We start from the raw sequence: 19,168 nt of genomic DNA, 5'->3' as shown, positions 1-19,168 counted from the left end.
CTAATAATAAAAGAAAGGGATGATGATTCGTTGGCTGATTATTCATATTATACTCGACGAATTCGCGATATTAGGGAAGACAATGATTTAACACAACAACAAATTGCAGAAATATTAGGAACATCCCAAACAATGTACGCACGCTATGAGCGTGGTGCAAATGAATTACCAATCCGGCATTTAATAAAACTTGCAGAATACTATCGACTCTCAACAGATTATCTGCTTGGTCTTACAAATGAAAAGAAACCCTATCCAAGCACAAAATAAAGACGAGATAAGAAACCACACAGTTTCTCCTCTCGTCTTTATTTTATCTGTACACGGCGGCTAGGCCGTCACAATTATTCTGCTGTAGTAGAGATAATCTCTTTTTTATTGTAGCTTCCGCAATTTTTGCAAACACGATGTGGTACCATCAAAGCGCCACATTTACTGCATTTTACCAAAGTTGGAGCAGTCATCTTCCAGTTTGCTCTACGCTTATCTCTTCTCGCTTTCGAAGATTTATTCTTAGGACAGATACTCATGTCGATTACACCTCCTCTGAATTACTCAAACACTTTTTCCATTATACTTGCTTAACTTAGTCTTGTCAACAGTTTTTTAGAAAAAATAGTCGAATTTTCCAATTATATTTTTCAAAAATCTTATTTCAAAAGAGCAACTGTTTCATGAGCAATTGCCAATTCCTCGTTTGTCGGAATAACAGCAACAGTAACCTTAGAATCCGGTGTAGAAATAATCTTCTCCTCACCGCGAATCTGGTTTGCTTCTTTATCCAATGTGATTCCCATATAACCAAAATGATTAAGAATCTGCTCACGTACAACGATGTTGTTCTCGCCAAGACCTGCGGTAAATACGATGGCATCTACACCATTCATGGCTGCAATATAAGAACCGATATATTTTGCTGTGCGGTAACTGAATACTTCAACGGCAAGTTTTGCTCTTTCATTTCCTTCGTTAGAAGCCTTGTCCAAATCACGGAAATCACTGGATACGCCGGAAATACCGAGCACACCGGATTTTTTATTTAAGATAACCATAACTTCCTCTAAGGATTTATTCAGGCTGTGTGCAAGATACTCAACGATAGTCGGGTCCATATCACCGCAGCGGGTTCCCATAACAAGACCTTCCATTGGTGTCATACCCATACTGGTATCTACAACTTTTCCGTTCTTTACAGCGGAAATACTGGAGCCGTTGCCAAGGTGGCAGACAATAATTTTAGAATTATCCGGGTCCAGGTTCAACATCTGAATCGCACGCTTGGAAACAAAGCTGTGGCTTGTTCCGTGGAAGCCGTAACGACGTACTTTATATTTTTCATAATACTCATATGGAAGACCGTACATATAAGCAACCGGTTCCATAGTCTGATGAAAGGCGGTATCAAATACACCGATGTTTGGCACGCCCGGCATAATTGCCTGACAAGCGCGGACACCGATTAAGTTTGCCGGATTATGTAATGGTGCTAAAGGACTGCATTCCTCTACACCGGCGATTACTTCGTCATCTATAATAACGGATTTTGTAAATTTCTCGCCACCATGTACCAGACGATGACCAATGGCATCAATTTCATCTAAGTTTTTGATGACACCATAATTTTCATTCGTCAAAGCATCCAATACCATACGGATTGCTACTTCATGGTCTGGCATAGCCTGCTCAATTACTACTTTTTCTCCACCATTTGGTGTGTGGTTCAAACGTCCGTCAATTCCAATTCTTTCGCAAAGGCCCACTGCCAATGCAACCTCTGTTTCGGAGTCAATCAACTGATATTTCAGTGAAGAACTTCCGCAGTTAATAACTAATACTTTCATCATAACCTCCATTTCAGAGCGTAGCTAAATACTATGTCTGTTATTCATACCGTATTATTATACGCCTGAATTTTCAAAAAAACAAGCGTACATTTGTAAATTTATGCAATGGATAATCCTAAATCACCCAATCCCAGAATCCATCCTGCTCTAACTCACTTCTCGAATCTCTGCTGTACTGCAATTCCGGATTTTTCACATTTACTTTCATGCCGGCGGAAACCGATTTAACAATAAATGCATTACCGCCAATTGTAACACCGTCGCCAATGACGGTATCGCCGCCAAGTACCGAGGTTCCGGAGTAAATCGTTACGTTGTTTCCAATTGTTGGGTGTCGCTTTTCGCCCTTAAGAAGCTGACCTCGTTTTGTGGATAACGCTCCAAGCGTAACTCCCTGATAAATTTTTACATGGTCTCCAATTGTTGTTGTCTCACCAATTACAATGCCGGTTCCATGGTCAATGCAAAAATACTTGCCGATGGCAGCACCCGGATTGATATCAATTCCTGTCAGGCTGTGTGCATACTCTGTCATAATACGCGGAATCAGTGGCACACCAAGAAGCACAAGTTCATGGGCAATGCGGTAAACCGTAATAGCAAAAATACCGGGATAAGAAAAAATAACTTCATCGGTACTGTATGCTGCCGGATCACCATCATATGCTGCCTGAACATCGGTGTATAAATACTCTCGTATCATCGGAATTTTCGAGAAAAATTCTTCTACAATTTTTTCCGCTTTATTTGATAAATCCGATTTTGGGCACTGGTCACATGCCTCATCATTTCCCAATACGCGTGCAATCTGTTTGCGGAGATGGTACTGGACAAATTCCATGCGGTCGCCCACTAAATATTTGATATATTCACTTCTCACGCGGTTGGTATCAAAAAATCCCGGAAACAAAATTCGGCGAAGTTCTTCCAATACCTGAATCAATACATTTTTATTTACAATATTCTCCGTATCCATCCGAACTGTCACCGGATACTCTTTGTAACTTTCTAATATGGCTTCTATCATTTTCTCTGATTTTTCGCTCAAAGTCTGCCCCTCCATTCTTTTTCCATCCTTTCTGATTATCGTAACACAAAACACTTCTATTTGTCCATCTCTACCGCATAAGATAGAGTAAAAACCGTGAGGTATTGTTATGATTGTCGGCTCACTTCTCTTTATCGGCTTCCTTTTATTTTGCCCGGAAGCAGCGATTTCCGGCAGTAAATATGGCTGTTCTCTGTGGATTTGCGAACTAATCCCGACACTTCTGCCATTTTTTATTGCCTTAAATTTCTTCCGGCTGCAATTAAAAAAAGCATCCGAGCATCCGGCATTTCTCCTTCTTGGTCTGCTGTGCGGTTATCCCGCCGGTGCGGATTTGGTGAGTAAACAATACGAAAAAGGACTGCTAGCAACGGACAAAGCCTATTTTTATCTTGGATTTGTCAACAATCCAAGTCCAATGTTTATCATGGGGTACTGTTGCAGCACCATTTTAAATGTTTCAACACCAAAAGCGATCCTTTTTTTCCTCACACTGGTTCTGTCCGCTTTTTTAGGAAGTTTTTTTGTTTCTTCCATTCTGAAAATAACCGGCAGAAATAAAAACACTTTCCATGGCAGCAGTACACAAAATGCATGTTCCCCGCAAAAGCTTTCTTTTTCCAAACTAATGGATAAAATTATTTTGGATAGTTTTATCCTGATTACAAAAATCGGCGGCTATGTGATTTTGTTTTCGATTTTTGCCTGTTTCTTGAAAATGCTTTTGCCTACCTCCAGTTTATTCGGCATTGCCTGTCTTGGTTCTATGGAAATCACAACCGGAATGTCCTATGTTGAGACTGCTCCACTTTCTCTGCAAATAAAAGAAGTTCTAAGTGCTTCGATTCTTGCCTTTGGCGGTCTGTGTGCAGCCGCACAAACGAGCAGTGTTCTATCGCAGTCAGAACTTCCCATTTTCCCATATCTTGTTAATAAACTGATAAATGCCGTAATTGCCGGCAGTCTGGTTTATTTACTCTTCTGCATTTTTTAAGAAGGCATCTTCCGGAACCTCAAAGGATTCCTGTCCTTGTGGCTGTGGCTCAAGCTGTTCCGGCTCTTCCGGCATCTGCGGCTCACTGGCTGCGGCTGCTTTAGTCGGCTCAAGCTGCATCATAAGTTCTTCCTTATTGCTCCTCATCAACTGAATACTGTTTTTAAGTGCGCTGGTAAGCATGCGGGATTTATTATCAATTTCTTTTAATGATTCTTCCACATGTCCCTGTGCCTCGCTCAGTAAATCATTTGTATACAAAAGTGCCGCTTTTCTCATCTGATCGCTTTCGTCCTGTGCGGCATTCACCAGACGCTCTGCCTCTTCCGTTGCCTGACGCATAACGTCCTCGGCACGCTGATATGCGGTTTGAACAATCTCGTTCTGGTCAAGAATCTGTGCGGTCTGCTGCTGTGCCTGAGAAAGCATGTCCTCCGCACGCTGCTGCGCCTCATTTAAAATGCCATCGCGGTTTGTAATGATTTTCTGATAGCGTTTGATTTCTTCCGGTGCACACAGACGAAGTTCGTCTAATAAATCATAAAGCTGCTCGCGGTCTACGACAACTTTACTTGGATAAAGTTTTGATGGTTTACACTCTTCTACATAATTGTAAATCTCGTCAATTGCCTGCTCAATTCTGGATGGATTCATATTCTTCTCCTTTTCTCGTTCTTCCGGCTCCCTTATTTGGCACGAAGGAACACATGCTGATTGTTTTTATATTCTTTGATTCTCACAATTTCAAACTGCTCGGTGTCGACATAATCGACCGGTGTATCTAACGAAGTTTCTAAAATCAGAATCGTATCCGGATTCATGATTTTAGCATCACTAAGCCACTCTAAAATCTTTGGCTCAAAACCTCTCTCATAGGGAGGGTCGGCATAAATAATATCAAACGTTTCCTGCTGTCTTGCCAGTTTGGAAATCGCATAACTGACTTCCACCGGAAATACAACTGCCTGACTTTCTAACTTTGTTTTTTTCAAATTCGCCCGAATACAGGAAAGTGCTTCTTTGCCAAATTCAACAAAGACTGCTTCTTTGGCACCTCTGCTGATTGCCTCAATTCCAATCGCTCCGCTTCCACTAAATAAATCCAAAAAACGGCAGCCTGGAATGTCATCCTGTAAAATATTAAAAAGCGTTTCCTTAATCCGGTCAGTCGTAGGTCTTGTCCCCCTGCCCTCCGGAGAGACTAGAGGAAGCCGCCTTGCCTTTCCTGCAATCACTCTCATATCCAATTCTTCCTTCCCAATGCTTATCGTTTTCATTGTATATGATTTACGCCTTTTTTTCAAGGAAAACATTCACCTTACAGCGTAATCTGCCCCAAATACCGGTTCAAACGGTTTCTCAAACGCTCATTTTTCTTATATAGAAGTGCTTTTTCATCCGCAGACATCTCTTTTGCCTCTTTGGACGCCTGCTGCAATAACTTCGCGTCTTCAAAAATATCGGCAATTAAAAACACCTGCTCTCCACTCTGGCGGATGCCAAATAAATCCCCCTGTCCGCGGAGCACCAAATCTTCTTTTGCAATATAAAATCCATCGTTGGAATTGACTAAAACCTGTAGCCGCTCCCTGCTCTCTTTGGTTTCTTTTGTCGACATCAAAATACAATAGGACTGCCACTTACCACGTCCGACTCGTCCTCGAAGCTGATGTAACTGCGCCAGTCCAAAACGCTCTGCATTTTCTATCATAATCACACTGGCATTTGGCACATCAATTCCAACCTCAATCACTGTTGTTGAAACTAAAATATCGATTTCACCTTCTGCATAACGTGCCATAATATCTTCTTTCTGCGCCGGTTTCATTTTCCCATGAAGATATTCAATCGTTACCGAAGGTGGAAACTGGCTTTTGAGTTCCTCGGTGTAAAGCATTACACTTTCCAGTTCGGATTCGTCGTCCTGTTCCACCATCGGGCAGATAATATACACCTGCCGCCCTTCTTCAATCTGTTTTAGCATAAATCGATAGGCATTCGGACGATAATCCGTGTTGACTGCACAGTTCTTTATCGGCAGACGATTAGCCGGTCTTTCATCAATCACAGACAAATCCATATCACCGTACAAAATTAACGCAAGCGTCCTTGGAATCGGCGTCGCACTCATCGCAAGAACATGTGGTTCTTTTCCTTTTTGATAAAGTTTCTCACGCTGCTTTACACCAAAACGATGCTGTTCATCGGTAATCACAAGTCCCAAATCGGCAAATGCAACACCATCCTGAATGAGCGCATGCGTTCCAATCACAATATCCCATTCCCCGGAAACAATTTTTTCTTTTGCCTGTCTCTTTTCTTTAGCTGTAAGAGAACCGGACAATAATCCAACCGTCACGCCGTAATCTGCCAATAATTTCGTCAGATTTTGATAGTGTTGTGCCGCTAATACTTCCGTCGGTACCATGAACGCTCCCTGATATCCGTTTTTAACGACTTCCAAAAGTGCTAACACGGCAACAATCGTTTTTCCCGAACCAACATCTCCCTGCACCAGACGATTCATCACAAAACCGCCTTCCATATCCGCACAAATTTCTTCATACACTTTTTTCTGTGCGCCGGTCAACGAAAATGGCAGATTTTCCAAAAACTCAGCAGCCTCTTTTGTCTTTCGAATCCGGTGTGTGCTGATTTCTTTTCCATTTTCACGGATATAATTAAGTGCCATTGTATATAAAAATAACTCATCAAAGGCAAGTCTTTTCCTCGCCTCTTTCAATTCCTTATGATTTGCCGGGAAATGAATCTGACGCATCGCTTTTTTGTATTCAATCAATTGCTGGCGTTTGCGCAAATCCGCCGGTAAAAATTCTTTGAAATCCTCTACCGCCATGATTGCCTCCTGCATTAATTTTGCCATGGTATGATTGGTAATCCCCGCCGTAAGCGGATAAATCGGCTGCATTTTCCCTACAATTTTGTAAAATTCCTGCCTTGTGTAACGCTTTGGCTGCACCATCTGCAGCCGCCCGTTTCGCTTTTCGACCTTTCCACGGAACAAATATCTTGTCCCCATTTTTAACTGATTTCGCAGAAAAGGCATATTAAACCACGTAATTAACAGACTGCCGGTCGTATCCCGCAGCGTTATCGTTAAAATACTTTTTGAGCCACGTTTCATAATCTGCGGCCGCGCCATAAGCACGCCTTCTACAGCCGCTATATCTCCTTCTTCCAATGCTTCAATCAGACAAACCGGCTTGATTTCATCGTAGTTTCTTGGGTAGTGCTCTAGCAGTTCTCCCACCGTTTCAATTTTTAATTTGTGAAGATTTTGTTCCGCTTTTTCGCCAACACCTTTGACGCTGCGGACCGAGTCTGTTGTCTGCATTGCGATTTCCTTTCCATAAAATACTCAATCCTGTTGAGAATTTTAATCTATACTAGTATCATCCAATCTCTGTCTTTCGCGAATGCAACGCCATTTTACTGTGCAATCATAAAGTTATGCCAGTCTCAAGATTCGCTTTATATCATCCAGATTTTCAACAAAATAAATTTCCTCTTGTCGATCGTTGGAAGACAGACCATTACTATATTGCTAATCATACGCTGCTCCTCTCAAAATTCACTTTTCAAATATTAAATTCATATTAGAGTGTCTTTCTAAAGAATGCTTGTCCTTTTCAATAAATCTCCAAGTTTCCTTATATGTACCTGGGACAGCTACTGCTTCATCCGATATAAAGCTAATAAAATCATTTACCTTACCTTCATATCTTTCAGCAAAATCATCCGACATTTCTTCTTTCTCATCATCCGAAAAATTCTTCAGTACACCATATAATACATGTTCTAAATTACAGGAATTAAAATACAAGCGGTATCCTATATTATGAATTTTACCGGTTGAATAAAGCTTAAATAAGATTTCCGACTTATGTTTATTTCTACGTTCTATTGCTTCAACAACTGCTCCTTCCATATGATCTTCATAATATTGAATTTCCTCAACATCCGCCTCCACCACACAATCTTTTGCAAACACTCCATCTGTATCGGCAATATGAATCACCTTTATAAAGTCATCCCAATGATATCCATACTTCGACTTTATGCCATCTAAGAGACCATCTATCTTTCTAATAACATTATCAACCGTAGTAAATTCATTTGATGTAATATCTCCATGTACTACAGCAAATTGCACCTCTTCGGAAGAAAAAAACTCTTTTAAAATTCCACCGATAGCATTTTCATCACTCGGTCCTTCTACAATTACCGCAATAACTTTTTTTTCATTCATCAGAAAGGCTCCTTCCTGCTTTACGAAATGCTCGCGCAATCTTTAAACTATCCGTCTCTTCATAAATCGCCTCATCCTGTCCACCCAGAGTAATGCTTCTGATATACATACTACGAAGATTGTTATTCTCCTTTACTCTCTTCATATGGATATAGCGATTTTCCGGATTAACAGTTGAAAACATAATACTGCTCTTATCAAGCATCTCAAGAGCACGCAAGTTATGAGATGTAAAAATCAGCTGTCCCTTAGCACTCTTTTGAAAGATATCAAGCAGCTCTCCAAGCATATATTCAAAAATTCCTGCATCTAATTCATCAATCACAAGACAAATTGATGGATTCCCAAATGCCTGAATAAGCACATTCAAGATAGAAATAATCTTAATAATTCCCTCTGATTCCATACGAATAGGAATCGGATTTTCCCCTTCGCGCACAGACATCAACTCTACCTTCCATCCCTCTTCGCCAGAATCTAGTGCCTGTTTCCCATAATCTTTCACATCAATCATCATTCCTGGAATGATTGTATATAATACAGCATTTATTTGTTTAATAATTACATCCAAAATTTTCTTTGTTTCAACATCTAATACAACTGGTTCAGTCAAAGGTACCGCAAAATCTCCCTTTGCACCAATCTTGTTATTTTCTATACGAAAAGCCATTGGTAAAAGAAAATTTGCTGTTATCATTCCTGAATGAGTGTTTCTAATAACAAATAAATCCTTAAAAGAAAATTCAAATAATGCTTTGATTACATTAGAATAATTCTTAAATTTATCCTCAACTTTTTGACAGAAAATTTCTCTACTGCTATCTCCAAAAATAAAAGAACAATTACTTTTCTCTGCCATCTTTCTGGCCACGATTAAATCTGTTCTTCTCTCTTTATCCTTACCAATTAACTCATCAAGTCTCTTTTGTGGTTTAAAAATACTCTCCGACTCGCAGCGTATATAATCCATGAAAATATTCTTATTCGTTCTCTTTCCATCCTGGTTAATTGCACAATTCAAAAACTCTCTCTCTATTACAACATCACCATCCATTTTTTTCAACTCAATATTGTATCCAACCTCATATATTTTTTTCTTACCAAATATCTTAAATTCAGCATTCATATGAGCCGCATCATCGTTCACTCCAATATAATCACTTATACTCTGATCAATGGTCTCACCAATCATTATCTGCTGGAGGAAATATAAACCATCTACAACAGCCGTTTTTCCTGAACCATTCTGTCCATAGATACCAAGAATCTCTGCACCGCCAACATTAAGTGATTTTTCATTAGCCATAGGCATAAAAACAGTACCTTTTTTTACATTTTTGATATTTTGCAATGTCAATGAAGACAAACGGACAATAAATTCTCCCATTTTGTCACCTCCACAATTCGTCTATGTACAAAACCATAATAACATATTCTCTGTTTTTAGTCAACGCAATCTCTTTTCTGATACATTTTGTTCTTTTTTCCAAATTTCGATATTATTTTACATTACTACATCTCTTTTTTCTGTTCATTTGGATCTTCACAAGAATTACTTTGTTTAGCATATATCGAGCCTACGCACATTCGACTTTCCCTATCCAGCTGCAACTGCCCTTACCAAGTCTCCAATAAAATCTTTTTCTTTGGGATCTGACTCTGCACTCATCAATGTTATTGCCACTAAAGCACCTTCGCTTATCCTCTTTTGTCCCTTTTCATAAAGCACATTATTAGCCCATTGTCTAAATTCTACGCCCCGATTAGATTTCACTCTATAACCTACAGAAATAATTACCTCCAAACAATAAAACTGAACCGGCCTGTCAGAATTTGGAATGTGCATTTTTTGCACATTTCTTTGTTTAATGCATTATTAATATGTTTACCGATTGCCTTTACATCTCTTCTATAAATCCCATTTTGTCAAATTCATATCCGAATTATACCATAAAAATAACAGCACTGTATATCTTTATTCATATACAGCACCGCTATTTTTTTCGATACACCAAACAACTTCGGACATACTCTACATATGTTGTCAGAACTCCTCCCAACTTCGTTGGGTCCCTCCTTAGTACAAATAATGGACCTGGCGGGAGTCGAACCCGCGTCCAAACCAGAATCCCACGTTCTTCTACTATCATAGTCAGTTCTTTTGTTTTCTTGCGAAAACCATTCCCTCCAAATAGCGGGAACTAACACCCACTAAATATCAGTAGCTTCATGTTTCTCTTACCGATTCAAAGCTTTACCGGCAAGGTTCCCTACAAAGGAATGATGCTGTAACCTAGGTTGTAGGACGCCTAAGCACAACAGCCGCCATAATTAGGCAGCGTAAGCTAATTTATTATTATCAGCGTTTAAATTTAAGTCTGCGTTTTAACGTGGTCACAGTCCACGGATAGCTTCACCGTCTTCAGCTGGCCTGTCGAAACCAGTACAAGCCCGTACTGATAGATAACGTCAGGATCACAAAACACCCTAACTGTTATACATATACTATCACACACACATTTACGTGTCAACACCAATTTATCATGAAGATACCAAAACAACTCTTTCGCTAAAATCTACGAAACAGAGTTGCCTTAATGGCTGCCGGCACAAAAAAATATCCGTATTGAAAAGCCAGCGGATTTTTAACTCACTACAAGTGCAAAAATCCGCTGGCAAATATTTGTATTTTAGACTTTCTGCTTACGTTTAGGCATTCCCTACCACGTCAAACTCTTGTACTCACTGACTTTATCGCGCATCAGCAAGTCTGCCACTGCCTGCTCTGCCGTTTTATCGGAGAACAAAATTGCGTTAATCTGTTCCACAATTGGCATTGTTACGTGGTTTTTATTGGCAAGTGCCATCGCAGCTTTTGCACAGTTTACGCCCTCGATAACCTGCTTGATTTCTTTCTTTGCTTCCTCTAACGTCTTGCCCTGCCCTAACATATAACCGCAGTTATGATTCCGGCTGTGGGTGCTGATACAGGTTACAATCAAATCACCAATACCTGATAAACCGCAGAATGTTTCCATTTTTCCGCCAAGTTCCACACCAAGTCTGGAAATCTCAGCAATTCCGCGTGTCATCAAAGCAGCTTTCGTATTATCGCCAAGTCCCATGCCATCCAAAATACCGGCAGCCAGTGCAATCACGTTTTTCAGTGCACCGCCAAGTTCAATACCAATCATATCCGGACTTGTATATACACGGAAGCGGTCACTCATAAACACATCCTGTACAAACATCGCCGTCTTTTCCGTCTTTGCTCCGACAACAACCGTTGTTGGCACCCCATGGGAAACTTCTTCCGCATGGCTTGGTCCGGAAAGGACACAGACATCTGCCATCGGCAGCTCATCCTCAAGGATTTCGCATAATGTCATCAATGTATTTTCCTCGATTCCCTTGCCGACATTTACAATAATCTGATTATCTTTGATAAAAGGTTTTGCTTCCTGTGCCGTCGAACGGACAAACGGAGAAGCGACTGACCATACAATAACATCCTGATTGGTACATGCCTTTTCCAAATCTTCTTCAATCACAATACTATCCGGAAGTTTTACACCAGGCAGACGTTCCAGATGTTCTCTATGCTCTTTGAGCATATCGGTCTCTGCTTTCACCTTTGACCAAATCGTAACCTGATGTCCATTGTTTGCACACAAAATAGCAAGTGCGGTTCCCCAGCTTCCTGCTCCTAAAAAACTAACATGTTTCATCTACTCGTTCTCCTTTTCCTTTTTTTCTCCCAATTTACGTTCTGTATGATTCATCAACCGTCTTATATTTCCTGCATGCTTAAAGTAGGCAAGTGCTGTAAAAAGCAGCGCAATGAAAAGCATAATGACAAACAAAGACGTTTCAATCCCATGATACTCTAAAATCACATAAAGCGGAAAATACCACACAACAATCAATGAGCCAAGAGACACATATCTGGTAATTCCAACTACAATAATAAACACTGCCAAAAAGACACCAATCATAATCCAGCCAAGACTCGTATTGGAAGAAGAAGCAACAATAACTGCCGCCGATACCGCAATTCCCTTGCCGCCTTTAAAATGAAGGTAAAAAGGGAAATTATGTCCAATTACGACGCCAAGACCAATCACCAAAGTCATAAGATAGGTCATTTCCGGTGAATACCCCATGTTCGGACAGAAAACAAAGCGCACCAAAAGTGTCGGAATAAATGCCTTTAATAAATCTCCGGCAAAGGTAAGTGCACCGCCTTTTGCTCCCATAGTACGAAGAGCATTGGTCGTGCCAATGTTTCCGCTTCCCTCCGACTGGATATTATGTCCACTCATCTTTCCAACCACATATCCGGTTGAAAAGCTTCCAAAGCCATAACCAATGATTAAAAAGATTATTGAATAAACAAGTTCCATGATAAATTACTCCTTTTCTTTACGTTCCCTGATAAAAATACGAATCGGTGTACCCATAAAACCAAATGTATCACGAATCCGGTTTTCGATATACCGCTGATACGAAAAATGCATCAGTTCTTTTTTATTGACAAACAAAACAAACGTCGGCGGCTTTGTACTCACCTGCGTCATATAAAACAGTTTCAACCGCTTTCCTTTGTCAGAAGGTGGCTGCTGTAATGCGACTGCCTCCATCAAAATCTCATTTAGCACACCGGTCTGGATGCGCATTGCGTGATTCTCAATAACTGTTTCAAGCATATCAAAAATTTTCTTTGTACGTTGTCCGGTCAGAGCAGAAATAAAAATAATTTCTGCATACGGAACAAAGGACAAAATATCCCGTACTTTTTTCGTATATTCTTTCACCGTATGATTGTCTTTTTCGATTGCATCCCATTTGTTGACCGCAATAATCAATCCACGGCCTCTGTCGTGGGCAATTCCCGCAATTTTCGCATCCTGCTCAGACACGCCTTCCGTGGCATCAATCATCAGAATGACCACATCCGAGCGCTCAATTGCTGCAACTGTGCGAATAATACTGTAGCGTTCAATATTTTCCTTAATTTTACTCTTCCGTCTGAGTCCGGCAGTATCAATAAACACATATTCCGTGCCATTGTAAACAATTTCTGTGTCAATCGCATCTCTTGTTGTTCCGGCAACATCCGAAACAATAACACGATTTTCACCTAACAGATTATTAATTAAAGAAGACTTTCCGGCATTTGGCTTACCGACAATGGCAATCTTAGGTCTGTCATCCTCTTCCTCTTCAATTTTTTCCAAATCAAATAATTCCATAACGGCATCCAACATATCACCAATACCAAGCTTAGATGCTGCGGAAATCGGATGCGGGTCTCCAATACCCAAATTGTAAAATTCATACACATCCGGCATATATTTTTCAAAATTGTCGACTTTATTTACAACTAAAATCACCGGTTTCCCGGATTTTCTCAGCATATCTGCCACTTTAAAATCCGCATCTACAAGTCCCTGTCTCACATCCACGAGGAACAAAATCACATCCGCTGTGTCAATCGCAATGTCCGCCTGTTCTCTCATGTGCTTTAACATCTTATCCTTTGAATCCATCTCAATACCGCCGGTATCAATCATTGAAAAGGAATGATTCAGCCATGTAACATCTGCATAAATACGGTCTCTTGTAACGCCGGGATGGTCTTCTACAATCGAAATCTTTTCCCCGGCTAATGTATTAAATAATGTTGACTTTCCAACATTCGGCCGTCCAACAATAGCCAATATTGCTTTTCCCATGCTCATCCTCCATTTCTGCCAATCTATCCTATTATATTGCTTTTAGGAACAAAAAGCAAGTAAACGTTCTACTTTCTTTCATCCGAAAAATGAAAAAGCATCCCTCACAAGACGACATTCATCCCCGATTATAAACACGACATCATACCGCACCGGTGTATCCTCCGGCAATTTATGCTCCCATAAATAAAACTGACTCGTTTTGCAAATCCGTTTTATTTTCGTGGGCGAAATAGCACCTTCCGGCGCACCGTATTTTTCATTTTTCCGATATTTAACCTCGACAAAGCAAAGATACTTTCCTTCTCTGGCAATAATGTCAATCTCGCCAAACCGGCAATAATAATTTTTTGCTTCCAGTTCATAGCCGCAGGATTTCAAATATTCTCCCGCCTGCTCTTCTTTTTTTGCTCCCACTTCTCGTTGATTCATTATTTTTTCTTCACCTTACTTTGAATTTTATCCATATCATCCACAAAAACTAACACCTCTGCCACAATCGAGTACAGTTCCTGCGGAATATATTCTCCAATATCAAGAACCGACAGCGAGCGGGCAAGTTTTTCGTCTTTATGAATCGGCACATTTTCCTCTTTTGCCACATCTATGATTTTATCTGCCAGATAACCGCGTCCACTGGCAATGACCTTTGGAGCCTGCTCACCCGGCGTATATTCAAGCGCAACCGCTGTCTTTTTTTCCTTTTCATATGCCATACTTATTCCCTCCTTAGGAAATCCAGTTATGAATAAATGTGCTCCTGTGAATCGGACACGGTCCGTATTTTTTCAGTGCCTCACGGTGCTCTGCCGAACCATATCCTTTATTTTTTTCAAAGCCGTACTCCGGATAAAGATCTGCATATTCGACCATCATGCGGTCCCTCGTAACCTTTGCCATAATGCTGGCAGCCGCTATGGATAAACTTCTTGCATCTCCTTTTACAATACCGACCTGACGAATCGGAATCAAAGGAATCGTAACTGCATCGTTTAATAACAAATCCGGAACAACATCCAAATCCTCGACCGCATGCTGCATAGCTTCATAAGTCGCCTGTAAAATATTGATTTCATCAATTCTTGCCGGTGAACTCATGCCAATGCCGACACTCACAGCCTTTTCCTTAATTTCATCATACAATTCCTCACGCTTTTTTGCACTCACCTGTTTTGAATCGTTTAACCCTTCAATCGTAAGTCCTTTTGGCAGAATGACTGCCCCTGCAACAACAGGTCCCGCAAACGGTCCGCGCCCCGCCTCATCAATACCGCAGATACAGGAAAATTCATCCCCATATTTGCGCTCAAACTCTAGCATTCGATACAGTCTTTCCTGCTCCTTTTTGTGTTTCAAGAGCTTATTCTCATACTGTGTAATAAGTTTCTGCACACCTGCACGTTCATCCGTTTTATACTGCGAAAAAAGAGCATTCCACTGCTCTTTTTCCGCCTGTTCAAACAATTGCTTTATATCTTTAATACTCTGCATAATTCCACTTCCGTTTCTTATTCCAGACTAAACAGCGTCCGCTCACCAATCGTAATCTGAGAGGTGACAGGGCTGCCCATAATCGTCTTTTTCTTGCGCTCGCTGTACGTTCTTCCTACGGTTTCAAATTCGATGATGTTATATCCCTTTGCCCAATCCTTTATGGAATATGGGATATACGCAATCAAAGGCGCCGATGTTTTTACCTGATAACCGGTCTTACCACTATAGGTAGTTTTCTCGCAAGCTGTCGTCATATCCTTTGTCGTATACAGAATAAGATTTGAGCCGGGTGCCGTTTCACCGCTCTCGTTCTTTAGCGATATCTTTGTCACCAAACCATCTTCAGTATTGTTATTATCGTGAATCTGAACTTTCAGATACGAGGTTTCGCTGGTATACGAACGGTCGGACGAATAATCAATCAAAACCGAATCATCGGCTAATTTCACATATTTCTTTGCCTGTTTTAATGCCTTTACGACCAAATTATTTACGGTTTCCGGACGATTATTCATAATCTGAAATGCCGTATCCATCGCAACATTTAAAACATCTGCATTTTCCGTATTACCAAGTAATGTCGAATAGTTTTCATTGTTTGCATTTTGCGGAATTGCCACATTACCATGTTCACCGTCACTGCCCTTGGCTTTCATTCCCATCTTTGATGATGTAAAAATATTACTCGCATCATTCACATCAAAATAAGAACGATTATAGCCATAGGAAACAAATTTATCTACGTTAATATTACATTGGCTGTCTGTACTCCAGAGCGCATCCATCTCATCTGCTTCCGGATAGAAAGTAAGCGGATTCCACAAATAATAACACTTTTGCTTTTCGGTCAAATCATCGGTTTCAATTGTCTTAGGTCTGACATAATAACCGGTGTTATCTGCCGGCGTTTTTGCATCTGTTTTCGCCGTATCATTTAAAACTATCTGCTCTAATTTTCCCGTCATCAAAATGTCATCATAAAAAGTTCGGATATACGATTCATCCTCTTCTTTTTTCGCCGTCAAATCAAACTGTGACGCAATGATATAAAGTTTTGCCAAATTATTCAGCGTCGCTTTTCTCGTCACATTCGGCGTCTTTTTCGATTGATACATCTTAACATCTGCCGTTCCATATTTTTCTAGATTACCAAGACGGTTTGTCATGACTAATGGCAGATTTTTGTTATTACACAAACGATATATCAATTTAAAGCACAAATTCCAATCCAAATCCTCGTCCATAAATTCTGCTACTTTGGACGAATCGTACTGATAATCCTTCTGATTTTCCACGTATTTATAATATAACTTATATACATTCGCAATATTATTTGTTTCTGAATCGTAACTGCCTAGATAGAACATATCCGCGCGCTCTATCATATCCACCTTTTCTTTGGTATCCTTTTTCCCAATGGCATTAAGTTCCGAAGGTGTCATGCAAATAACCTGCATGTGGAAATTATCGTATGCTTCCTGCGTTGTAAAATGGAACAACTGACGTTTTAACACGTTATTATTTTTCAATCCATAATAAGAAAAGGTATAAACATCCTTTGTTTCCTGTGGAGACTTCACATATTTGCTGGTCAAATTGCTGTTATCGGATAATTTCAGCATCATTCCAGTCAACGCCGAAGCCTCTTTTCCATTTTGATTATTATCATAGTTATATAACTCAGATGTTGAATCCGTCCAACCAATATTCGTTTCGTTATTCCAAAATCCATACTGCCCAATTTGTGCCGTCCGGTTTGTGTACCTCTCCAATACCCCCTCCGGCAAATCCTCTTCCTTCTCGACATAAATCCAGCGGTCTGCATCCGTTCCCATTTTTGTGAAAATGAAATTTGAAGCATCACTCTCGCTGGCAAAACCAAACTCACCTTTACCCGGCTCTACTGCCACAAGATATCCGGTTTTCTTATAAATCTCTTCTTCTGCTTCCGTCACAACTTCCGTTTTCTTTTTCACCGACCAGTTATTAATATCCTCTTTTGCCGGTTTACGAATGGTATTTTTATCGCTGTCTTTCTCAAAAAAATCCGGATATTTTTTGATTAATGCCGGAACATCATAAACTTCTCTGTTGAATTTCTGTGTTTTTCCTTTCTGTAACTGCTCGTCAAATGCCTCTGTTGACACACCCGCCTTTTCTAAATCGTTTGATGTAATCTCAACATTATATAACTTGGCAATCTCCGTATAAGGAATGGATTCTTTTTCTGCCTTTTTCCCAATTTTATAAACCGAATATTTCCAGTTGCAGAACCACTGTCCGATTTCTTTCAAATTATCCTGTCCCATAATAGAAGAACTGCCCGGAACATAAGATCGTTTTTGCTCTGCGGCAGTATCAATGCCGTACTGCAAAATATCCAGCGGTTTCGTCTCATTTTCATCCATCGCAAGATACCCCATCTGCTGCTGCGCCTTGTCTGCAACAATCTCCAAAATCACAAACGAATTATCTTTTGTTCCTTTTTTCCCTTCGCAGGTCGGCACATCCGAGATTGCCGGTTTCGCTCCGGTACCCATTTCGCCAATCCAGTTCTTTCCTTCATCCGTCACGGAATCCAAAGCAATTGAGTCCGGTTCCCCTTTCACATACGGTTCTTTCGGACTAAACATACCAAATGCTCTTGTATAAACGCCGATACCTACAACAATGGCGATTACAATTGGAATCAAACTATATAAAAACCATATTTTCTTTCTTGTCCTCAAAAAAACCGCCTCCTTTATTGATTTCTCATCATAACTTCTTTATCACAGGTAAACTCTGCCATATCTTCATTTTTCAACTGCAGTGAAATATGGAGAATATCCTTTTGCTTTTTCTCTTTATCTTCTTTTTTCTCACATGTAAAATCTTTTACATGATCTAATAAAAGATGTTTTTTATCCGAGGTCAAAACCGCCTTCTTCGTCTCGGTGTCCTTTGCAAAATAAACGGCATCGCCATCCTGCCAGTAATAACTTGCAAGCGAACTCTCCGGCTTATGATCTGCACCGATTTTATTCTTTGTTATTGTAAGTCGTTTTTTATTGTCATCCCATTCGACACGGCTTCCTTCCATCACATAAGTCGTCATGTGGTTTAATGTCTCTTTTGCCTGATTCTGCAAATCCACCGAGGTCTGTGTAATTCTCATGTTCCTCGTTGCAAAACCAATCAGACCAATGATTGCCGTAAGAACAATAGCTGAAATCGCCATGGCTATCATTAATTCAATCAGCGAATATCCCGCTCGTACTTTTCCTTTCATACAATCACCTTCCACAATCAACTCTTTACTGTAATTCTTCCACATAGTGTTTACCGGTATCTTTTACCAGATATACCATGTAGTCATTTACATTATCGTCATAAACTTCAATTTCTTCAGGTCCAACGGAAAATGCGCCGTCTTTTTTCTGAATTCCTATCGTGATGACCTCTCCGTCCGTCAATTCTTTTCCATCATATTTGAGGGAAATGCCAGATTCGCCAACCGACTCTCCTTCCCCTGACGGGGTGTAACTTTCCTCTTCGGTATAATCAATAAAATAATTTCCTGACTGTTTATACAAATGCATAAATAACTGCTTATTGCTTCCCATGTTTTTGGATTTCAAGTTCGTCAAGCTCGAATCAATATCATAAGCCATCCCCTTTACATCGGCAGAACGGACCATATTATAAGTAACCGCAATACCACCGGTAATCATTCCCAAAATGGCAATAACAATTATCATTTCCATTAAGGAAAATCCATCTCTTTCTTTTACTTTTTCCATG

20 protein-coding genes and 1 other RNA gene are annotated in these 19,168 nt (G+C 40.2%); 2 read left to right on the top strand and 19 right to left on the bottom strand.

Annotated elements, in window-relative coordinates:
* Positions 1-30 precede the first annotated feature (30 nt).
* Positions 31-270 (top strand): helix-turn-helix transcriptional regulator, encoded by a 240-nt coding sequence (locus DW019_RS02225; RefSeq protein WP_118442380.1) that lies wholly within the window; start codon positions 31-33, stop codon positions 268-270.
* Between the two features lie 74 nt (positions 271-344).
* Here the strand turns inward: DW019_RS02225 and rpmF are convergent, their stop codons facing one another.
* From rpmF to DW019_RS02210, 3 genes are all read right to left on the bottom strand, one after another.
* Positions 345-530 carry a 50S ribosomal protein L32 gene (gene rpmF, locus DW019_RS02220; protein ID WP_022375935.1) on the bottom strand — a complete coding sequence of 62 codons (186 nt, stop codon included), beginning with the start codon at positions 528-530 and terminating at the stop codon, positions 345-347.
* Between the two features lie 120 nt (positions 531-650).
* On the bottom strand, positions 651-1,841 hold the full coding sequence (locus DW019_RS02215; protein WP_118442379.1) for an acetate kinase: 1,191 nt from the start codon (positions 1,839-1,841) through the stop codon (positions 651-653).
* Positions 1,842-1,959: 118 nt separating this feature from the next.
* Complete coding sequence (locus tag DW019_RS02210) at positions 1,960-2,892, bottom strand: serine O-acetyltransferase (RefSeq protein ID WP_243024083.1); 933 nt, start codon at positions 2,890-2,892, stop codon at positions 1,960-1,962.
* Positions 2,893-3,001: 109 nt separating this feature from the next.
* Between DW019_RS02210 and DW019_RS02205 the strand changes: the two genes are divergently transcribed.
* Positions 3,002-3,886, top strand: a complete 885-nt coding sequence (locus tag DW019_RS02205; protein ID WP_118442378.1) for a hypothetical protein — start codon at positions 3,002-3,004, stop codon at positions 3,884-3,886.
* Here the strand turns inward: DW019_RS02205 and DW019_RS02200 are convergent.
* From DW019_RS02200 to DW019_RS02120, 16 genes are all read right to left on the bottom strand, one after another.
* Positions 3,866-4,540, bottom strand: coding sequence for an HrpE/YscL family type III secretion apparatus protein (locus DW019_RS02200; protein ID WP_118442377.1), 675 nt, complete (start codon positions 4,538-4,540; stop codon positions 3,866-3,868). The genes DW019_RS02205 and DW019_RS02200 overlap by 21 nt on opposite strands.
* A gap of 32 nt (positions 4,541-4,572) precedes the next feature.
* Positions 4,573-5,163 carry a 16S rRNA (guanine(966)-N(2))-methyltransferase RsmD gene (gene rsmD, locus DW019_RS02195; RefSeq protein ID WP_279217632.1) on the bottom strand — a complete coding sequence of 197 codons (591 nt, stop codon included), beginning with the start codon at positions 5,161-5,163 and terminating at the stop codon, positions 4,573-4,575.
* A 41-nt stretch (positions 5,164-5,204) separates the two neighbouring features.
* A complete protein-coding gene (gene recG / locus DW019_RS02190) occupies positions 5,205-7,241 on the bottom strand; it encodes an ATP-dependent DNA helicase RecG (RefSeq protein WP_118442375.1) in 2,037 nt (678 codons plus the stop codon).
* 237 nt (positions 7,242-7,478) lie between these two features.
* On the bottom strand, positions 7,479-8,156 hold the full coding sequence (locus DW019_RS02180) for a hypothetical protein (RefSeq protein ID WP_117477796.1): 678 nt from the start codon (positions 8,154-8,156) through the stop codon (positions 7,479-7,481).
* Positions 8,149-9,543: an ATP-binding protein gene (locus tag DW019_RS02175; protein ID WP_117477795.1), complete on the bottom strand. Its 1,395-nt coding sequence runs from the start codon at positions 9,541-9,543 to the stop codon at positions 8,149-8,151. Before DW019_RS02175 ends, DW019_RS02180 begins: the two co-directional genes overlap by 8 nt.
* A 210-nt stretch (positions 9,544-9,753) precedes the next feature.
* Positions 9,754-10,002 carry a RhuM family protein gene (rhuM, locus tag DW019_RS02170; RefSeq protein WP_118442374.1) on the bottom strand — a complete coding sequence of 83 codons (249 nt, stop codon included), beginning with the start codon at positions 10,000-10,002 and terminating at the stop codon, positions 9,754-9,756.
* Positions 10,003-10,243: 241 nt separating this feature from the next.
* Positions 10,244-10,609: a transfer-messenger RNA gene (gene ssrA, locus DW019_RS02165) on the bottom strand.
* Positions 10,610-10,876: 267 nt separating this feature from the next.
* Positions 10,877-11,884 carry an NAD(P)H-dependent glycerol-3-phosphate dehydrogenase gene (locus DW019_RS02160; RefSeq protein ID WP_118442373.1) on the bottom strand — a complete coding sequence of 336 codons (1,008 nt, stop codon included), beginning with the start codon at positions 11,882-11,884 and terminating at the stop codon, positions 10,877-10,879.
* A complete protein-coding gene (locus DW019_RS02155; RefSeq protein WP_118442372.1) occupies positions 11,885-12,559 on the bottom strand; it encodes a glycerol-3-phosphate acyltransferase in 675 nt (224 codons plus the stop codon).
* 6 nt (positions 12,560-12,565) lie between these two features.
* Positions 12,566-13,891, bottom strand: coding sequence for a ribosome biogenesis GTPase Der (gene der, locus DW019_RS02150; RefSeq protein ID WP_118442371.1), 1,326 nt, complete (start codon positions 13,889-13,891; stop codon positions 12,566-12,568).
* Positions 13,892-13,969: 78 nt separating this feature from the next.
* The gene (locus DW019_RS02145; RefSeq protein WP_118442370.1) at positions 13,970-14,323 is read right to left on the bottom strand and encodes a YraN family protein; all 354 of its coding nucleotides are present in this window, start codon (positions 14,321-14,323) and stop codon (positions 13,970-13,972) included.
* Positions 14,323-14,607, bottom strand: coding sequence for an EscU/YscU/HrcU family type III secretion system export apparatus switch protein (locus DW019_RS02140; RefSeq protein ID WP_022375946.1), 285 nt, complete (start codon positions 14,605-14,607; stop codon positions 14,323-14,325). Before DW019_RS02140 ends, DW019_RS02145 begins: the two co-directional genes overlap by 1 nt.
* A 13-nt stretch (positions 14,608-14,620) precedes the next feature.
* The gene (locus tag DW019_RS02135) at positions 14,621-15,382 is read right to left on the bottom strand and encodes a ribonuclease HII (RefSeq protein ID WP_118442369.1); all 762 of its coding nucleotides are present in this window, start codon (positions 15,380-15,382) and stop codon (positions 14,621-14,623) included.
* A 17-nt stretch (positions 15,383-15,399) separates the two neighbouring features.
* Positions 15,400-18,114: a hypothetical protein gene (locus tag DW019_RS02130; RefSeq protein WP_118442368.1), complete on the bottom strand. Its 2,715-nt coding sequence runs from the start codon at positions 18,112-18,114 to the stop codon at positions 15,400-15,402.
* A gap of 14 nt (positions 18,115-18,128) precedes the next feature.
* Entirely contained in the window at positions 18,129-18,656 is a 528-nt protein-coding gene (locus tag DW019_RS02125; RefSeq protein ID WP_182431017.1) for a prepilin-type N-terminal cleavage/methylation domain-containing protein, read from the bottom strand.
* A 25-nt stretch (positions 18,657-18,681) separates the two neighbouring features.
* Positions 18,682-19,167 (bottom strand): prepilin-type N-terminal cleavage/methylation domain-containing protein, encoded by a 486-nt coding sequence (locus tag DW019_RS02120; protein WP_118442366.1) that lies wholly within the window; start codon positions 19,165-19,167, stop codon positions 18,682-18,684.
* Position 19,168: the final 1 nt, after the last annotated feature.

This window comes from Clostridium sp. AF37-5 (assembly GCF_003477605.1).
Lineage (GTDB): Bacteria > Bacillota > Clostridia > Lachnospirales > Lachnospiraceae > Eubacterium_F.
The sequence above is the reverse complement of the archived record's forward strand: the minus strand, read 5'-3'. Positions and strand labels throughout refer to the sequence as shown.

Excerpts from the sequence above, each read along its gene's own strand:
- rpmF (WP_022375935.1), bottom strand. The coding sequence starts at position 530 with ATGAGTATCTGTCCTAAGAATAAATCTTCGAAAGCGAGAAGAGATAAG.
- DW019_RS02215 (WP_118442379.1), bottom strand. The coding sequence starts at position 1,841 with ATGAAAGTATTAGTTATTAACTGCGGAAGTTCTTCACTGAAATATCAG.
- DW019_RS02205 (WP_118442378.1), top strand. The coding sequence starts at position 3,002 with ATGATTGTCGGCTCACTTCTCTTTATCGGCTTCCTTTTATTTTGCCCG.
- DW019_RS02200 (WP_118442377.1), bottom strand. The coding sequence starts at position 4,540 with ATGAATCCATCCAGAATTGAGCAGGCAATTGACGAGATTTACAATTAT.
- rsmD (WP_279217632.1), bottom strand. The coding sequence starts at position 5,163 with ATGAAAACGATAAGCATTGGGAAGGAAGAATTGGATATGAGAGTGATT.
- recG (WP_118442375.1), bottom strand. The coding sequence starts at position 7,241 with ATGCAGACAACAGACTCGGTCCGCAGCGTCAAAGGTGTTGGCGAAAAA.
- DW019_RS02180 (WP_117477796.1), bottom strand. The coding sequence starts at position 8,156 with ATGAATGAAAAAAAAGTTATTGCGGTAATTGTAGAAGGACCGAGTGAT.
- DW019_RS02175 (WP_117477795.1), bottom strand. The coding sequence starts at position 9,543 with ATGGGAGAATTTATTGTCCGTTTGTCTTCATTGACATTGCAAAATATC.
- rhuM (WP_118442374.1), bottom strand. The coding sequence starts at position 10,002 with ATGCACATTCCAAATTCTGACAGGCCGGTTCAGTTTTATTGTTTGGAG.
- DW019_RS02160 (WP_118442373.1), bottom strand. The coding sequence starts at position 11,884 with ATGAAACATGTTAGTTTTTTAGGAGCAGGAAGCTGGGGAACCGCACTT.
- DW019_RS02155 (WP_118442372.1), bottom strand. The coding sequence starts at position 12,559 with ATGGAACTTGTTTATTCAATAATCTTTTTAATCATTGGTTATGGCTTT.
- der (WP_118442371.1), bottom strand. The coding sequence starts at position 13,891 with ATGGGAAAAGCAATATTGGCTATTGTTGGACGGCCGAATGTTGGAAAG.
- DW019_RS02145 (WP_118442370.1), bottom strand. The coding sequence starts at position 14,323 with ATGAATCAACGAGAAGTGGGAGCAAAAAAAGAAGAGCAGGCGGGAGAA.
- DW019_RS02140 (WP_022375946.1), bottom strand. The coding sequence starts at position 14,607 with ATGGCATATGAAAAGGAAAAAAAGACAGCGGTTGCGCTTGAATATACG.
- DW019_RS02135 (WP_118442369.1), bottom strand. The coding sequence starts at position 15,382 with ATGCAGAGTATTAAAGATATAAAGCAATTGTTTGAACAGGCGGAAAAA.
- DW019_RS02125 (WP_182431017.1), bottom strand. The coding sequence starts at position 18,656 with ATGAAAGGAAAAGTACGAGCGGGATATTCGCTGATTGAATTAATGATA.
- DW019_RS02120 (WP_118442366.1), bottom strand. The coding sequence starts at position 19,167 with ATGGAAAAAGTAAAAGAAAGAGATGGATTTTCCTTAATGGAAATGATA.